We start from the raw sequence: 16,596 nt of genomic DNA on the forward strand, positions 1-16,596 counted from the left end.
AACCTCCGCCACGACAAGGGAAAGGAATCAGGTGAAGATGAGTAGGAGTCTCGTATATGGAATGGTCGTCATCGGCGCAATCGCAACCATTTCCTGGTTGGCCTGCAGACCATCCGACGTCACAGGAAACAAAGGAGATGGGGTTCCTCGCAGTGAAAGAGGCGCTTCGCCAACGGATGCCGCATCTGAATTAAGCATTCACCAATCCTCGCGTTCGCCGCCCCAATCCACCGAATCAAGGTTGGCTTTGGGTGGCAAGGCATTTCTGCTCAAGATCGATGCGCCTCACTACGAAGGCGATGCCTCGGAATACATTGACATACGCATCGCGGCTGCACGGTCGGGCAATGCCCAGTCGAGCTATGAGATCCACAACCGCATTGCCAGTTGCAAGCGGGCGCTTAACTCAGGTGATGCCGATGAGTACAAGGCCTACGCATCAGTTGGCCTGGGGGAGCAGTACTCAAGGAAGATCGAACAGGAGATTGACCACTGCCAAGGACTGATAGGGCGAACGGAACTCGGAGATGAGAATTGGCTCTCTCTTGCTGCCGCCCAAGGATCGGTCGAAGCGAGACTGATTTTCGCCAAAGACCCGAAAGCCATCATTGGCGACTTGACTGAGGCGCTCAAGGATCCGGAGCGAATAACCAATTATCGAAGGGATGCGATTGATTACCTAAATGAGTCGGTATCACTGGGAAGCGTCGACTCGATTGAAGCCCTTGCTGACATCCATGACCGAGGGATCATTACCGATAAATCCCCTGAAAAGAGCCTTGCATACTGGCTCGCATATCAGCGCGCGCAACCCAACAGCCATTCGGCGGCGTCCATTGCGAGGCTCTCCAAACTGTTACATCCCAACCAGATAGAGCGATCCAACGAGATGTCTGAGGCTATATACAGATCCTGCTGCTTGTAATCCAACAGAAATTTCCTACCCACCCAACGTGGCGCACGATGAAAGCAATGATTCCGAAGAAATGGTTGATTGCAACTCCCCTGGCCGCCGCAATCGCAGCCCTTCCCATGGCTTATGCGATTTGGCCCTTTGATCCTGCCCTCACCGTCTTTGGTCCAGTTAACTGTAGTACGTGTCAGTTGCAGGCTCGAATTCCAGACAACGCCACGAAGGCGTTCCTTAATAGATACAGAGATGTCGTAAACCAGCAAAGGAAGGGGGGGTTCGAATACTCAATACAGGCAGGCTCCAAGGTCATCGTCTGCAACACGACGCACTGCGCCACCTATGAGTTGACGGACAGCTATGACTGGAATGGAACCAACCAAGAGCCCATTACGCGTCCGCCCTCCAGTGGTGGCGGCGCTGGCGGCGGCAGTGGAGGAGGTAGTGGTGGCACGGGCGGAGCCAATCTGGGTGGAGGCTGCCACGGTAACTGCGGCGGTAGCGGCAACGGAAGGGTAACGATCAAACCAATTACTCCTATTCGCCCGAAGTAGCATTGGAAGCGTAGAACAGATCAGGCAAGCGGGAACAGCACCTCCCGCTTGCATGAACAGCAACGTTCATTCTGCAACTGCGAGAAGTAGTAGAAGCGCGACTACCGGATCCCGCATCGAGCCGACCCGGATCTGCAGCAGTGGGCACCCAATGAATGGTCATCCCCAGGGGCCTGCCTCGACTGAAATATAGGCGCCGCATAGGCATTGAACGCGAAAGGCACTGCATAGCGGTGCCTTTGAAATGATGCAAGCCATTGGATGAATTGGTGGGCCCACCAGGATTCGAACCTGGAACCAAGGGATTATGAGTCCCCTGCTCTAACCGTTGAGCTATAGGCCCGGCGCAGCGTCACAGTGTAGTGGAGGCCGCGCCCGATCGGCTACCCGACGGCGGCAAGCGCCTCCGAAATATGCCCCAGCCGCCTCTCCGCCGCTTCCGCGAGCCATACCTGCCGCCTCAGGCATGCCTGGAACAACGCAACCATCCTTCTGATCTGCTCCAGTCCCTGTTGGTTGTCGCCGCTGAAGCCGGCAAGCAATCCGGGCTCCGACAGCGTCAGCAGCGCATACGTCGTACGGCGTGCAAATCCCAATCGATCCTCGCACTCATCCCGCATCACCTCATCCCAGTCCAGCAGCGGCGGGAAATCGGTTTGCACGGGCTCGGGAACATCGTGCTCCACATCATTCATGGCGTGACTCCAGATGCATGACGAATCAATGCCGCAGGCCGTACGAGTTGCACGTGACCTGCCGCGCGCTTGCATCGGCGCCGGTGATGACTGGCCCGCCTACGGGATGTGTTGAGCATCTGCGCGATCAGCGTGCGACCGTCGCAGGAAAAATTCAAACGGCAGATGCGTCATCGGCAAGCCCCGTCGGGCATGTCCAGGCACCCCAAAAAGAAAAACCCCGCACCAGGCGGGGTTTCTCTCAACGCTTCACCAACCGCTGGAAATCAATCGATATCCAGGAAGCTGCGCAGCTGCTCCGAGCGGCTCGGGTGACGCAGCTTGCGCAGCGCCTTCGCTTCGATCTGGCGGATGCGCTCGCGGGTCACGTCGAACTGCTTGCCGACTTCTTCCAGCGTGTGGTCGGTGTTCATGTCGATGCCGAAGCGCATGCGCAGCACCTTGGCTTCCCTCGGGGTGAGGCCGGCCAGCACGTCGCGCACGGTTTCAGACAGGTTGATGTTGGTGGTGTTCTCGATCGGGGACTCCACGTTGGTGTCCTCGATGAAGTCGCCCAGATGGGAATCCTCGTCGTCGCCGATCGGGGTTTCCATCGAGATCGGCTCCTTGGCGATCTTCATCACCTTGCGGATCTTGTCTTCCGGCATGTCCATTTCCTTGGCCAGCTCCTCCGGCGTAGCCTCGCGGCCGTACTGCTGGAGCATCTGGCGGGAAATGCGGTTCAACTTGTTGATTGTCTCGATCATGTGCACCGGGATACGGATGGTGCGCGCCTGGTCGGCAATCGAGCGGGTGATCGCCTGGCGGATCCACCAGGTGGCGTAGGTCGAGAACTTGTAACCGCGGCGGTACTCGAACTTGTCCACGGCCTTCATCAGGCCGATGTTGCCTTCCTGGATCAGGTCGAGGAACTGCAGGCCACGGTTGGTGTACTTCTTGGCGATCGAGATCACCAGGCGCAGGTTGGCCTCGACCATTTCCTTCTTGGCCTTGCGCGCCTTGGCTTCACCGTAGGCCATGGCACGGCTGATTTCCTTCAGCTCTTCCAGGTCCAGCTGGGTCAGCTTCTCGATGTCGATCGTCGCCTGCTGTTCGGCGATGATCTGGTCCTTCACTTCGCGCAGGGCCGACGACCACTTCTGCTTGCGCTTCAGTGCGTCTTCCACCCACTCCAGGTTGGTCTGGTTGCCTTCCCAGGAGCGGATGAAGTCCTTGCGCGGCATGCGCGCGGTGACGGTGGCCAGGTTCAGCACGCGTCGCTCATGGGCCTTGATCGACGCCATGGTGTCGCGCAGCTGCTTGGTCAGCACGTCGGTCAGCGGCAGCGGCAGCTTCAGGGTGACGAACACCGCCGACATCTCTTCGCGCAGGCGCGGCAGGTTCTTCTTGTCGCCCTTGGTCGCCGCCTTCTTGAAGGCATTGAAGGCATCGCTCAGCGCCTGCATGCGCGCAGCGACTTCCTCCGGATCCGGACCGGTCGGTGCGGCTTCTTCCTCGCCACCCTCGACGTCATCGTCCTCGTCCTCGTCGCCTTCTGCGTCGGCATCGCTGCTGTCATCGGCAGCGACCGCCGGCGGCGCCGGCTCTTCGTCGGCCAGGTCGTTGAAGCCGACGATCACTTCGGCCAGGCGCTTCTTGCCTTCCTTGTGGGCCTCGTAGTCGGTCAGCAGCGATTCGACCGAAACCGGGAACTGGCCCAGGGCGGCCTGGACCTGCGAAAGGCCTTCCTCGATGCGCTTGGCGATGGCGATTTCGCCTTCGCGGGTCAGCAGCTCGACCGTGCCCATTTCGCGCATGTACATGCGCACCGGGTCGGTGGTACGGCCACCTTCGGTGTCGAGCGCGCTCAGCGCGGCGGCAGCTTCTTCGGCCGCGGTGTCATCGACTTCGCGGTTACCGGTGTTGCCGTCGTTGAGAAGCAGGGTTTCCACATCCGGCGCAACTTCATGGACATCGATGCCCATGCCGTTGATCATGCCGATGATGTCTTCGATCTGTTCCGGGTCGACCATGTCGTCCGGCAGATGGTCATTGACTTCGGCGTAGGTCAGGTAGCCCTGTTCCAGGCCCTTGCTGATCAGTTGCTTGATTTCGGATTGGGCAGGACGTTCGTTGGCCATGTAGTGCTCGCGCCACCGGCTAGGGAGAAATAGGGAACGTAGCATTATACCAGCCCGGGGCCCTGCCTGCCGGGCGGTGGTCCCGGCGGCCTAGGGCCTGAGAAGGAAGGTCACGGGACCGTCGTTGACCAGGCTGACGACCATATGGGCACCAAACCGGCCCGTTTCCACCCCTGGCGCATGATTTTCACGGCAGATGTCGACAAATCGATTGAACCCGCGTTCAGCCTCGTCCGGCGGTGCGGCGCTGGTGAAACTCGGCCGCATGCCCGAACGGGTATCGGCCGCCAGGGTGAACTGGCTGACCAGCAGCAGGCCGCCACCGGTGTCGCGCAGCGACCGGTTCATCTTCCCGGCCTCGTCGGCGAACACCCGGTAACCCAGCAGGCGTTCGGCCATCCGCCGCAGCTGGGCCTCGCTATCCCCCGGTTCCATGCCGACCAGGGCCAGCAAGCCGGGGCCGATCTGCCCCACCACCTCCTCGTCGACATGGACGGCGGCCTGGCTGACACGCTGGATCAGGACGAGCATCGTGGGCTTCCAATGAACGGGGCCGGCCACGATAGCAGCGCCCTTGGCTAAACTGGCGCCGATGAATCCGCAACGCAAAGCCCGGCTGGTCTACCGCGCCACCACCCTGTTCGCCCGCCTGCCCTGGCCGCTGCTGCGGGGGTTCGCACACGCCCTGGCGTGGACGTGGGTTCGTGTCAATGCCCGTGAGAGCCGCGTTACCCGGCGCAACCTCGAACTGGCCTACCCGGAGCTGGACGGTCCTGCACGCGACCGCCTGCACCGCGAACTGCTGCGCTCCACTGCGCTGCAGGCCATCGAGACCCTGCGTTTGTGGAGCCGGCAGCCGGCCGACAACCTGCGGCTGCACCTGAAGCAGCGCCACGGCGAAGCCCTGTACGACGCGGCCCTGGCCAGCGGCAAGGGCGTGATCGTGGCCGCACCGCACTTCGGCAACTGGGAGCTGCTGAACCAGTGGCTGGCCTCGCGCGGGCAGATCGCCATCGTCTACAAGCCGCCGGAAGACGAGGCCAGCGACGCCTTCCTGCAGCTGGTGCGCGGCGGCCAGAACGTGCAGCAGGTACGCGCCGAGGGCCCGGCCGTGCGCCAGCTGTTCAAGGTGCTCAAGGACGGCGGCGCCACCGGCATCCTGCCCGACCAGCAGCCCAAGGCCGGCGATGGCGTGTTCGTGCCGTTCTTCGGCGTGCAGGCGCTGACCATGACCCTGGTCAACCGGCTGGCCGAGCGCACCGGCGCCACCGTGCTGTATGGCTGGTGCGAGCGCATCGGGCCGGACATGGAATTCGCCCTGCACATCGAGCCGACCGACCCGGCCGTGGCCGATCCGGACCCGCAGGTGGCCGCCACCGCGCTCAATGCCGGCATCGAGCGCATCGCCCGCCGCGACCCGTCGCAGTACCAGTGGACCTACAAGCGCTATACGCTGCGGCCACCGGGCAGCGGCGAGGAAGATCCGTATGCGACCGAAGAGCATCCGCACTGACGGCCCCCACGCCCATGCCCATCCGGCCCCTGCGACCGGCGGCCGCACCACGTTGAATACGACGCCGGCGCCCCCATAGAGACTGCGATGTCCGCCTCCCCCGGTCCCGCCATGCCTGCTGCCTCTTCCCTGTTCGGCGACCCCGCCGCGATCCGCTGCGAACGCGCGGTGGCCGAACTGCGTGCCGGTCGCCCGGTACTGCTCCACGATGGGCAGGGCCAGCGGCTGGCGGTGATTGCACTGGACAGCGCCACTGCCAGCAGCTTCGCTGCCTTCGCCGCTGCCGCACGCGAGCGCCATTACCTGTTCCTGACCGCCACCCGCGCCCGCGTGCTCGGCGTGGAGGCACCGGCAGGCGCGCGCCTGCCGCTGGCAGGGGTTGCCTTCGATGCCCTGCCCTCGCTGGGCTACCTGCGCGAGCCCGGCCCGATGCCGGACGACTGGACGGCCGGCGACGCCTTCGATGCCGGCGCGGTGGAGCTGGCCCGCCTGGGCCTGCTGCTGCCGGCGATGGTGGCGGTGCGCCTGGATGCAGAGGACATGACCTTTGCGGGTGCGGCCGAAGTGGCGTTGTGCGACCTGGCCGAGGGCGCGGCACACGCCGCCCACGATTACGAACTGGTCGCCCGTTCGCCGGTACCGCTGCGCGACGTCGGCATGACCACCTTCGCGGTGTTCCGCGGCGGCGTGGCCCAGCGCGACCAGGTCGCGATCATCGTCGGCGAACCGGACCTGTCGGCGGTGGTGCCGGTACGCGTGCACTCCTCGTGCCTGACCGGCGACCTGTTCGGCTCACTCAAGTGCGACTGCGGCGACCAGCTGCGGCGCGGCCTGCGCAAGCTGAAGGAACTGGGCGGCGGCGTGCTGCTGTACCTGGACCAGGAAGGCCGCGGCACCGGCATCGCCGCCAAGATGCGCGCCTACGGCTACCAGCACGACGGCCTGGACACCATCGATGCCGATGCACAGCTGGGCTTCGGTGCCGACGAGCGCCGCTACGGCAGTGCGGTGGCGATGCTGCATGGCCTAGGCATTTCGCGCGTGGCCCTGCTCAGCAACAACCCGACCAAGGCACAGCGTCTGCGCAACGCCGGCATCGAGGTGCTGGACTGCATTCCGGTCACCGGCGAGATCACTGCCGAAAACGAACACTACCTGCGCACCAAGGCCGATCGTGCCGGCCACATGCTGGATGTGGACGCGCTGATCCAGGCTGCCCAGTAGCGCGGTCGACCTGCTACCGTCTGCGCGGTGCGGCCCTGCCGCCACCGCCCGCCCTGCCACCTGACGGAGCCTGCGTGATCGACGTTCCCCTGACCTCCCCGCCTGCCGATGCCTGGCAGTCGCTGCCGCAGCGCGCCGCCCGCCTGGCCGCACTGGAAGGCGCCTTCGGCGGACTGTTCGTGCCGGGCCTGCCGCTGGCCGCGGCCGCGTGGTTCTTCGAGCTGCCCGGCGGCCTGTGGACGGCCGCCCTTGGGCTGCTGATCGGCATCGTCTTCGGCGCGTGGCTTGGCCACCGGCGCTTGACCCGCACCCGCTGGCGGCTGGATACCCAAGGGCTGGGCCTGCGCCGCGACCTGATGTGGCAGCTGGAAACGCGCATCCCCATTTCGCGCGTGCAGCACCTGGACCTGCGCCGCGGCCCGCTGGAACGCCGTGCCGGCCTGGCCACGCTGATCGTGCACACCGCCGGGACCCGCATGAGCGCAGTGACCGTGAGCGGCCTGGACGAGGCCGACGCCGAGCGCCTGCGTGACACCCTGTCCCATCAGCTCGACCAGGACGCCGACGCCCTGTGAGCCTGCCGCCGCCCCTGCCCGCATCGCTGCCTGCCGGTGGCGAGGACCATCGCCTGCACCCGTGGTCGTGGCTGTTCGTGCTGCTGATGCAGCTGCGCCACTACTTCCTGCCGCTGATGGCGCTGCTGGTGTTCGGCCAACGCGGTGACCGCGACCCGATGTGGGCGCAGCTGATTCCGCTGTCGGCGATTGCCGCGCTGGTGCTGGTCTCGGTGCTGCAGTACCTCAGCTACCGCTACCGCATCGGCAGCGACGCGATCACCGTGCGCAGCGGACTGCTGGCGCGCAACCGCCGCGAGATCCCGTTCGCCCGCATCCACAACGTGGAAGTGCGGCAGAACCCGCTGCACCGCCTGTTCGGCGTGGCCGAGCTGCGCCTGGAATCGGCCGGTGGCGTGCGTCCGGAAGCCGAAATGCGCGTGCTGAAGCTGGACCAGGCGCTGGCGCTGGAACGACTGGTGCGCCAGCGTGGGCAGGCACCGCAGGCCGCCGACGTCGTGGCCGCCCACTCGATCACCGACGCCGACACCGAACAGGTGCTGCTGCGCCTGTCGAGCTGGGACGTGGTGCGCATGGGCCTGCTGTCCAACCGCGGCTGGGCATTGGCGATCGCCGCCTTCGGCGTGCTGTTCCAGACCGTGCCGCGGCCGGTGATGGACGCGGCCATCCAGCGTGGCGGCCGGGAAGCCTTCGGCTACGCAAGCCACCTGCATCCCGGCGTGGCCGGCGCCTTCCTGCTGCTGGCCGTAGCCTTGCTGCTGGGCTGGCTGGCGCTGCGTGCGCTGTCGGTGGTGCTGACCCTGCTGCGCTATCACGGCTTCACCCTCAGCGAGCAGGATCGCCGCCTGACCGTCTCGGCCGGCCTGCTCAGCCGCACCCGCAGCAGTGTCGCGCGTCGCCGCATCCAGGCCTGGACGCTGCGCGAAACCACCCTGCATCGTTGGTTCGGCCTGCGCCAGCTGCGCATCGACAGCGCCGCCGGCGGCCCCTCGCGCGACGAGGACCGCGCCCTGCGCGAGCTGGCACCGCTGGCACCGGCAATGCGCTGCGAGCAGCTGGTGCAGCACCTGTTGCCTCAACTGCAATGGCCGCCAGCGCAATGGCAGTCCATTCAGCAGCGTGGCTGGTGGCGACTGTGCCTGGGCGCGCTGCTGCTGGTGCCGTTGCTGGCAGCGGCCGCGTACTGGCGCTGGGGATCATGGGGCCTGATCATGCTGGCCTGGCTGCCGGTGGCGCTGCTGGTGGCACACCGGCAGATGGCGCGCATGGGCTGGTATCTGGATGCCCATTACGTGGCCGTGCGCGGCGGCTGGTGGAAGCGCTGGTGGCGCTGGGCCGAGCTGGACAAGGTGCAGGGCCTGCGCCTGCAGCGTTCACCGCTGGACAAGCTGCTCGGCACCAGCAGCCTGCAGCTGGATACGGCCGGTGCGCACGGTGATGTGGCGTTGACCCTGCGCTACCTGCCGCAGGCACAGGCGCAACACGTGATGGAGCAGCTGGCCGCGGCGCTGGCGCGGCGCAAGTTGCGCTGGTAAGCAACACCGGTAGTGCCGGCCGCTGGCCGGCAACCGCAGACATTCCCGAGGTTGCCGGCCAGCGGCCGGCACTACCGCGAGCGGGGTCGGCGAGGCATCAGCGCTGCGACGGCCCCCAATATCCCAGGTCCTTGCGGATCTGCAGGTCGCGCACCCAGCTGCCGAAGGGCTTGCGCCGCAGCACGCCCATTTCACCGGACAGGAAATCCTCGGTGGCGGCGATCACCCGCTCGCTGGACAGGCCATCGCGGTACGGATGGATGGCGTCGGCGTAGCGCACGATCTCCGCCTGCAGCGCGGCGTCGGGATGCAGCGCGCGCTGCAGCATCGCCGGCAGCTGCGCCGGGTCGTCGAAGTCGATCATGTGCGGCTTGGGCACGCGGTTGCGGAAGGTCACCACCGGCTTGTGCTGGACGATGAACTCCGAAACGATCGACGAGGTGTCCGACACCAGCACATCGGCGGCGCGCTGCGCGGCCATCACCTGCTCCGGCTCGATGAAGCGGGCATGGGCACCGGCCAGCGCGCGGTAGCGCTCGAACAGTTCCGGTGGGCACTTCGGGTGCAGGGTCAGCAGCCAGTAGCGCTCACCGCCAGCGATATCGGCGGCGATCTGCGCATGCAGGTGGGGCGCTGCGCTCAGGCGCTCGGTGAAGGTCGAACCGAACAGGATCACCGGGCGCCCGCCCGCCGCTGCGCGCAGCGCGGCGCTCTCGCCACCGTCGTCGCGGAACAGCGGGTCGAGCTTCGGCCAGCCGGTCTCGGCTACGGCGAAATGGCCCTGCAGGGCGGCGATCTCACGGAACGGCGCGGTGGTGGCCGGCCCCTGCGTGCAGTACAGGTCGAACATGCCGCGCACCCGGAAGTGGCCGCGCGCACTGTCGCGCTTCTCCACGTTGAAGCCATGGAACAGCTGTACCTTGGCGCCGGACAGGAAGGTCGGCACCCAGTTGGCGGCGCTGAACACGGCACGCGGCCGCATCGCCAGGGCCTGTTTCAGTCCGATGTTGGGCACGCCCGGCAGGCTGCTGGCGGCAGCGCCGTCCTCGAACCAGGCCGCCACCTCCTGCCCGGAGGCGTGCAAGGCCTGCGCCAACGGGGCGAGAATAGGCAGCGCATAGCGCTCCGTCGCAAACAACAGGTACCCGGCCATCATGTCCTCCACGACCGCTCCCATCGAACGGCCTCGCATCTCGGCCTGCATTATCGCGTTCAACGAGGCCGGCCGCATCGGCGACTGCCTGGCCTCGCTGGCCTTCTGCGACGAAATCATCGTCGTGGACTCGTACTCCACCGATGCCACCCTGGCCATCGCCGAGGCCGCAGGCGCCCGCGTGCTGCAGCGCGCGTTCGATGGCTTCCGTAGCCAGAAGGCCTACTGCGTCGAGCAGGCAAGCCACGACTGGGTGCTGTGCCTGGACGCCGATGAGCGGATCAGCCCGGAACTGCGCGCAGCCATCGAACGGGTCCGCGACGGTGGCTTCGCCGGCCATGCCGGCTATCGCTTCGCGCGCCTGTCGGAGTACTTCGGCAGGTTCCTGCGCCATGGCAACGCCTACCCGGACCGGGTGATGCGCCTGTTCGACCGCCGCCGCGGTGGCTGGCGCGGCAAGCGCGAGATCCACGAGGCGGCCAGCGTCGACGGCAGCGTCGGCACCCTGCGCGGCGACCTGGTCCATTACCCGTACCGCTCCCTGCAGCAGCAGCTGGCCAAGACCGAGAAGTACGCGCGGATGATGGCCGAGCACGAGTTCGCACGCGGCAAGCGGGCCACGCTGGGCAAGCTGGTACTGGCGCCGGCCTGGCGGTTCTGGCGCGGCTTCGTGTTCCGTGGCGGCTTCCGCGACGGCTGGCACGGCCTGGTCTACGCCTACGTGCGCGCCAACTACGTGCGACAGAAGACCATCATGCTGTGGATGCTGGGCAACGGCCAGCCCGTGGCCGACCCGCCGAACCCCTGATCGCCGGGGCCCGCCCGGCGCGCCGACGCATCACGAGCCGGTGATCGCCCGGTGGCGCGCGCCTTCGACGATCGACAGGCCGGTCAGCAGCCCGACCAGGGTCACGTAGAAACTGGCCGTCATCTGGTGCGCGAACATCGACTGGGTCAGCCCGCACAACGCGTAGGTGATCACCAGCATGACGCCGGCAGCGGCCGGCCCGCGGAAGGTCGCCCGTCCGCTGCGGCGATGCAGGCGCACGAACAACCACAGCGGGATGCCATACACCGCCAGCAACAGCAGCAGGCCCGGTACACCCTGGGTCGCCGCCCATTCGGCCACGTCGTTGTGGGCATGCCCCAGGTGGCAGCGCAACTCTTCCGGGTTCTCCCGGCAGACCGGCACGCGCTGCATCGCGCTGTCGAAATGACCGATGCCAACACCCACCAGCGGATGATCGAGGAAGGTCTGCCAGGCTACCTGCAGGCGCTCGACGCGGGCACCGGCGGAAGAATCACTGTCGCCCAGCTCCATCCGCTGCACGTCGCTGTGCAGCTCGCTCAGGCGGACCTGGTGGCGCAGCTCCGGCACCGACAGCAGCAGCGTCGCACCGATCGCCAGCATCCCGGCCAGCACCGACAGGCGCGCCGCACCGGTACGCCAGCGCAGGCTCAGCGCCAGCACCACCAGCAGCGCCAGCAAGGCGGCGAACACACCGCGGCTGCCGGTCAGCACGATGGTGCCGCAACCGGCGGCCATGCCGAGGATCACCAGCGACCAGCGCCGCGACGGCCGGCAGAACACCAGCAGCACCATCAACACCATCACGATGTCGGCCAGCACGATGGCGTTGGTGAACAGCTCCGCGCGCGGGGCGCCGCCCAGCACCTGCCACAGCGACATCACGAAGGTGGCGAGCAGGCCGGTCAACGAGCCGTACCAGAGCCACCGCAGGCTGGGACGCAGCGCGCAGATCCACAGCGCGATCCATGGGATCACCACGAATCGCGAACGGTTGTCGACGTCACGCAGGCCCTGTTCGAACAGCACCACCGACAGTACGCCGAGCGCCAGCACCGCCAGCATCAGCCAGACCAGCACTTTCACCGGCTGGCCGGCCATGCCCCGCGCGCGCCACAGCAGCTCCGGCGCCAGCAGGGTGCTGAGCAGCAGCAGGAGACCATACGGCAACAGGTTGATCGGCACGGTCAGCACCAGTGCCGGCAGGCAGAACAGCCCCAGCTGGGCCAGCCCGTGTGCAACCCCGTGACGCCCACCGACGGGAACGCCCAGCGGGTCGCCGGCCATGAAGTTCAGGTTGTCCGGTGAAGCTGGCACGTCGGGAAGTATCGCTGCAATCTGCTGGAAGAATGGGACGGGCCAACGCGGGCCGTCCCAGCCTGCTGTTTTACTGCCTTTGGACCCGCTTGGGCAGACTGGACAAGCGGAAATCGTGCTGGCTAGTCATGTTCCTGCAAACGCCGTTCACGTTCCCGCTCCTCGGCAGTGACCACGCACGGCACCGTCACCGCCGCCGCCGGCACCAGCCACCAGCGCCGCCGGTTGGCCACGCCGGCCAGTTCGGAGCGGTTGCGGTCGACGCACGACAGCATCGCGTACTCGTGGACCAGCAGCCAACGACGTCCGGGCGCCAGCCGCTGCCAGCGCGTGGCCGCCACCAGCTGCTCGTCCCAGTCAGTCTCGAAACCGAAGGTCGCGGCGGGACGGTCGGCCAGCAGCAGGTGCTGTTCCTTCCAGGCCACCAGCCCCAGCTCAGCATCGGGGCCCAGGCGGGTACCGACCGCGCGCATCAGGCCACGGGCCGAACTGGAATCGTTCAGCAGCGGGTAGCCGACCAGGCTGTACAGCACCCAGACCACCGCCAGGGTCGACACCAGCGCAAGGTGCCGGCGACGGCCACAGGCCAGCAGGCTCAATCCGCCCCACAGGCCCATCGCCAGGATCGTCCACGCCAGCGCGTCGACGGCCCCGGGGGCGAGCCCGCGGCTATGGGTCAGGCGCAGCTCGAAGGCCGGGTCACCCAGCACCGCCATCGCGCCAGCCACGGCCAGGCCCAATGACAGCAGGCCGGTGAACAGCCCCACCACGGCCTGCACATCGCGTCGCTTCAGCAACCCCGGCAACAGCGGTGCCAGCACCAGGCAGAACATCGGCAGCGCCGGCAGGATGTAGACGTCGCGCTTGCCGGCGGGAATCGAGAAGAACAGCACCACCATCAGCCACCAGGCCAGCGGCAGCAGATAGCGCGCGTCGCGGCGTTGCAGCCGGCGGCGCCAGGCCGAAATCGCCCAGGGCAGGGCCAGGAATGCCGGGATCCACATCAGCGGCATCGTCGCCAGGAAGTACCAGGCGGGCTGGTGGTGATCCCAGGAATGGGTGTAGCGCCGCGCCGTCTGCTGGAACAGGATATCGTCCATGTAGGCGCGATATTCGTCCGAGCCGGTGGCAAAGCCGGCCAGCAGCATCGGCGCCAGCCACAACGACACCGCCAGCAGGAAGGCCAGCGGCGCCAGCCAGAAGCGCGCGTCGCGCGCGTGCAGGCCCACCCGTGGCCACTGCAGCGCCGTGGCGATTGCCGCGGGCACGATCATCAGCAGCGCCAGCATGCCCACGCCCTTGGTGATCACGCCGATGCCGGCGAAGAACCAGCCCAGCCACCACCAGCGCCAGGCCGGCCCCAGCAGCAGGTGGCGCAGCAGGCCGTAGTTGGCCAGGGTGATGAACAGCAGCAGCAGGGGATCGATCTGCGCCTTCTTCGCCTGGAAGGTGAACTGCAGCGCGAACAGCAGCGCCCAGCCGGCATACAGCCCCACCCGCCGCGTCCACAGCCGCCGGCCCAGGTCGACCACGCACCACAGCGTGCCCAGTGCCGCCAGCAGCGACGGCAGCAGGAAGGCCACGCGCCACTGCCCGACCAGGCTGTACAGCGTGGCCTGCCACCACATCAGCATCGGCGGCTTGTCCGAGTACAGCTCGGTCCCGCGGTGCGGGAACAGCCAGTGGCCGCTGTCGAACATCTGCTTGGCCACCAGCGCGAAGCGCGGCTCGTCCGACGGCCACGGATCACGAAGGCCCAGCCCGGCCCCCAGCACCAGCAGGGCCATCACCACGAACAACCACGTCTCGCGCGACGCGCGGGATTTCAGCATGGGACTCGCAACGTCAGCGGGGGTCAGGCCGTTTTTAGCAGACGCGCGTAAAAGAAACCGTCAGCATCGCTGTCACCCGGCAGTCGCTGGCGCGCGATCCCCTCGCAGTCCAGGCCGAATCTGTCATCCAGCGGCTGTGCCACCGCGTCCGGATGCCACTTCAGGAAGGCCCGCACCTGATCGATGTTCTCGGCGCGCAGGATCGAACAGGTGGCGTACAGCAGGACGCCGCCCGGGCGCAGCATCGACCAGCAGGCCTCCAGCAGGCGGGCCTGCACGCCGACCAGCGCATCGATATCCTCGGCGCGGCGGTGGAACATCACGTCCGGCTGGCGGCGGATCACGCCGGTGGCCGAACACGGCGCATCCAGCAGGATGGCGTCGAACGGTGTGCCATCCCACCACGCACCGGGGTCGCTGGCATCGGCCACCCGGGTCTGCGCGCCCTCACCTACACCGGTGCGGGTGTAGGTATCGCGGGCACGCGCCAGGCGACGCGCATCGATATCCAGCGCCAGCAGGCGCAGGCTCGGGTCACGCTCCAGCAGGTGCGCCGACTTGCCACCCGGTGCCGCGCAGGCGTCCAGAACGCGGGCGCCGGACGCCGGTGCCAGCGCGTCCGCCGCACATTGCGCCGACAGGTCCTGCACCGACAGCGCACCGTCGGCGAACCCCGGCAACTGGTTCACCGCGATGGGCGCCACCAGGCGCAGCGCGTCGGCGCTGAGCGGGCTGGCTTCGGCAGCAATGCCGGCCTCGGCCAGCGTGGCCAGCGCCTTGTCACGCCCCCCCTGCTGGCGGTTGGCACGCAGCCACAGCGGCGCCGGCTGCAGGCTGGCAGCAAAGATCGCCTGGGCCTGGGACGGCCAGTCGCGCTCGACGGCATCGGCCAGCCACGCCGGAAAGGCGTCACGCGCAGGCTGCTCCGGGAACCCCTCGCGCTGCGCGCGGCGCAGGATCGCGTTGACCAGCCCGGCCTGGCGCTCACGGCCCAGCGCGCGGGCGGCGTCGACCGTGGCCGACAGGGCCGCATGCGCCGGCAGTTCCAGCACGTCCAGCTGCGCGAAGCCCACCATCAGCAACGTGCGCAGGTCGGCATCACGCGCCGACAGCGGCTTCTGCATCCACGACTGCAAGGCAGCGTCGTAGGTACTGCGGCGGCGCAGGACTGCAAAGCACAGCGCTTCCAGCAAGGCCCGATCACGACTGTCGGCCAGCTTGGGCAGTGCCCAGGCCAGTTCCGCCTTCAGCGAGCGGCCACGGGTGAACACCTGCGCCAGTACGCGTGCGGCCAGCATGCGGGTGGCCGCGCCGGGCGCCGCCTTGGCGACGGAGAAATCATTCTGCTTCGACACCGCTTATGCCCCCACGTGCAGGTCGCGGCGGGCATTGAGGTAGTCGGCGGCGGTGATCGCCTTGCCGCCTTCGCGCTGCAGCGTGCGCAGGCGCAGCGCGCCCTGGCCGCAGGCGATGTCGATACCATCGCGGCCGGCCGCCAGCACCGCCCCCGGCGCCTGGCCGTGGGCCAGGTCAAGAGCGATCGCGCCGTGGATGCGCACGCGCTCGCCGGCCAGCGTGGCCTCGGCGATCGGCCACGGATTGAAGGCGCGCACGGTGCGCGCCAGTGCATCGGCGTCCTGTGCCCAGTCCAGGCGGGCTTCGGCCTTGTCCAGCTTGTGCGCGTAGGTCACGCCCTGCTCGGGCTGCGGCCGCGCGATCGGCTTGATGCCGGCACGCAGCAGGCCCAGGCCGTCTGACAGCACCTGTGCGCCCAGTTCGGCCAGCTTGTCATGCAGCTGGCCGCCGGTATCGGTGGCCGCGATCGGCAGCTCCTGGTGCAGCAGCACCGGGCCGGTATCCAGGCCGGCTTCCATCTGCATCAGGCACACGCCGGTCTTTGCGTCACCGGCCTGGATCGCGCGCTGGATCGGCGCGGCACCGCGCCAGCGCGGCAGCAGCGAGGCATGCACGTTCCAGCAGCCGTGGGTCGGGATCGCCAGTACCGCCCTGGGCAGGATCAGGCCGTAGGCGACCACCACCATCAGGTCCGGCTGCAGGTCGCGCAGCTGCCGCTGGGCAGCTTCATCCTTCAGCGATTCGGGCTGGTAGACCGGAATGCCACGGGCCACGGCTTCGAGCTTGACCGGCGACGGTGCCAGGCCACGGCCGCGCCCGGCCGGGCGATCAGGCTGGGTATAGACGGCCACGACCTCGTGGTGGCGCGCCGCGGCGCGCAGCGACGACACCGCGAATTCCGGCGTACCGGCAAAGACAATCCTCATGGCTACCCCACTTGCAGGATGGATTCGTGCAGGAAAGAAAACGGCGCCGTCGGCCGGCGCCGTACAGCCCGCGCGCGT

The 16,596-nt window shown here is 67.4% G+C and carries 15 protein-coding genes and 1 tRNA gene; 7 read left to right on the forward strand and 9 right to left on the reverse strand.

Annotated features, from left to right (window positions below; genetic code table 11):
* Window positions 1–61: 61 nt before the first annotated feature.
* Together AC5P7I_RS03610 and AC5P7I_RS03615 are read left to right on the forward strand one after the other, a co-directional pair.
* Window positions 62–925 carry a hypothetical protein gene (locus AC5P7I_RS03610; protein WP_262087842.1) on the forward strand — a complete coding sequence of 288 codons (864 nt, stop codon included), beginning with the start codon at window positions 62–64 and terminating at the stop codon, window positions 923–925.
* A gap of 38 nt (window positions 926–963) precedes the next feature.
* On the forward strand, window positions 964–1,464 hold the full coding sequence (locus AC5P7I_RS03615) for a hypothetical protein (RefSeq protein ID WP_262087841.1): 501 nt from the start codon (window positions 964–966) through the stop codon (window positions 1,462–1,464).
* 267 nt (window positions 1,465–1,731) lie between these two features.
* Here the strand turns inward: AC5P7I_RS03615 and AC5P7I_RS03620 are convergent.
* The 4 genes from AC5P7I_RS03620 to dtd all read right to left on the reverse strand — a co-directional run bounded on the left by AC5P7I_RS03620 (window position 1,732) and on the right by dtd (window position 4,810).
* Window positions 1,732–1,807 (reverse strand) — tRNA-Ile (locus AC5P7I_RS03620).
* 40 nt (window positions 1,808–1,847) lie between these two features.
* Window positions 1,848–2,159, reverse strand: a complete 312-nt coding sequence (locus AC5P7I_RS03625; RefSeq protein ID WP_262087840.1) for a hypothetical protein — start codon at window positions 2,157–2,159, stop codon at window positions 1,848–1,850.
* A gap of 266 nt (window positions 2,160–2,425) precedes the next feature.
* Entirely contained in the window at window positions 2,426–4,279 is a 1,854-nt protein-coding gene (gene rpoD, locus AC5P7I_RS03630) for an RNA polymerase sigma factor RpoD (RefSeq protein WP_014648552.1), read from the reverse strand.
* 90 nt (window positions 4,280–4,369) lie between these two features.
* Window positions 4,370–4,810 carry a D-aminoacyl-tRNA deacylase gene (gene dtd, locus AC5P7I_RS03635; RefSeq protein WP_014648553.1) on the reverse strand — a complete coding sequence of 147 codons (441 nt, stop codon included), beginning with the start codon at window positions 4,808–4,810 and terminating at the stop codon, window positions 4,370–4,372.
* A 61-nt stretch (window positions 4,811–4,871) separates the two neighbouring features.
* On the opposite strand from dtd, the gene AC5P7I_RS03640 reads away from it, so the two are divergent.
* From AC5P7I_RS03640 to AC5P7I_RS03655, 4 genes are all read left to right on the forward strand, one after another.
* Window positions 4,872–5,792 (forward strand): lauroyl acyltransferase, encoded by a 921-nt coding sequence (locus AC5P7I_RS03640; protein ID WP_014648554.1) that lies wholly within the window; start codon window positions 4,872–4,874, stop codon window positions 5,790–5,792.
* Between the two features lie 87 nt (window positions 5,793–5,879).
* Entirely contained in the window at window positions 5,880–7,016 is a 1,137-nt protein-coding gene (ribA, locus tag AC5P7I_RS03645; RefSeq protein WP_032958282.1) for a GTP cyclohydrolase II RibA, read from the forward strand.
* 74 nt (window positions 7,017–7,090) lie between these two features.
* Window positions 7,091–7,591, forward strand: a complete 501-nt coding sequence (locus tag AC5P7I_RS03650) for a PH domain-containing protein (protein ID WP_014648556.1) — start codon at window positions 7,091–7,093, stop codon at window positions 7,589–7,591.
* Complete coding sequence (locus AC5P7I_RS03655) at window positions 7,588–9,126, forward strand: PH domain-containing protein (protein WP_262087839.1); 1,539 nt, start codon at window positions 7,588–7,590, stop codon at window positions 9,124–9,126. The genes AC5P7I_RS03650 and AC5P7I_RS03655 overlap by 4 nt, the downstream gene beginning before the upstream one ends.
* 97 nt (window positions 9,127–9,223) lie before the next feature.
* Here the strand turns inward: AC5P7I_RS03655 and AC5P7I_RS03660 are convergent, their stop codons facing one another.
* Window positions 9,224–10,282 (reverse strand): CDP-glycerol glycerophosphotransferase family protein, encoded by a 1,059-nt coding sequence (locus AC5P7I_RS03660; RefSeq protein ID WP_032958279.1) that lies wholly within the window; start codon window positions 10,280–10,282, stop codon window positions 9,224–9,226.
* Between AC5P7I_RS03660 and AC5P7I_RS03665 the strand changes: the two genes are divergently transcribed.
* On the forward strand, window positions 10,281–11,087 hold the full coding sequence (locus tag AC5P7I_RS03665; protein ID WP_262087838.1) for a glycosyltransferase family 2 protein: 807 nt from the start codon (window positions 10,281–10,283) through the stop codon (window positions 11,085–11,087). The two genes, AC5P7I_RS03660 and AC5P7I_RS03665, sit on opposite strands and share 2 nt — an antisense overlap.
* 30 nt (window positions 11,088–11,117) lie before the next feature.
* Here AC5P7I_RS03665 and AC5P7I_RS03670 read toward each other — a convergent pair whose 3' ends face one another.
* The 4 genes from AC5P7I_RS03670 to fmt form a co-directional block, all read right to left on the reverse strand.
* Window positions 11,118–12,374 (reverse strand): O-antigen ligase family protein, encoded by a 1,257-nt coding sequence (locus tag AC5P7I_RS03670; RefSeq protein ID WP_014648560.1) that lies wholly within the window; start codon window positions 12,372–12,374, stop codon window positions 11,118–11,120.
* A 152-nt stretch (window positions 12,375–12,526) separates the two neighbouring features.
* Window positions 12,527–14,236 (reverse strand): ArnT family glycosyltransferase, encoded by a 1,710-nt coding sequence (locus AC5P7I_RS03675; protein WP_262087837.1) that lies wholly within the window; start codon window positions 14,234–14,236, stop codon window positions 12,527–12,529.
* Window positions 14,237–14,259: 23 nt separating this feature from the next.
* Complete coding sequence (gene rsmB / locus AC5P7I_RS03680; RefSeq protein WP_046432737.1) at window positions 14,260–15,591, reverse strand: 16S rRNA (cytosine(967)-C(5))-methyltransferase RsmB; 1,332 nt, start codon at window positions 15,589–15,591, stop codon at window positions 14,260–14,262.
* Window positions 15,592–15,594: 3 nt separating this feature from the next.
* The gene (gene fmt, locus AC5P7I_RS03685) at window positions 15,595–16,518 is read right to left on the reverse strand and encodes a methionyl-tRNA formyltransferase (protein WP_053494589.1); all 924 of its coding nucleotides are present in this window, start codon (window positions 16,516–16,518) and stop codon (window positions 15,595–15,597) included.
* Window positions 16,519–16,596 lie beyond the last annotated feature (78 nt).

Source organism: Stenotrophomonas sp. YJH_SMC_138 (assembly GCF_059369855.1).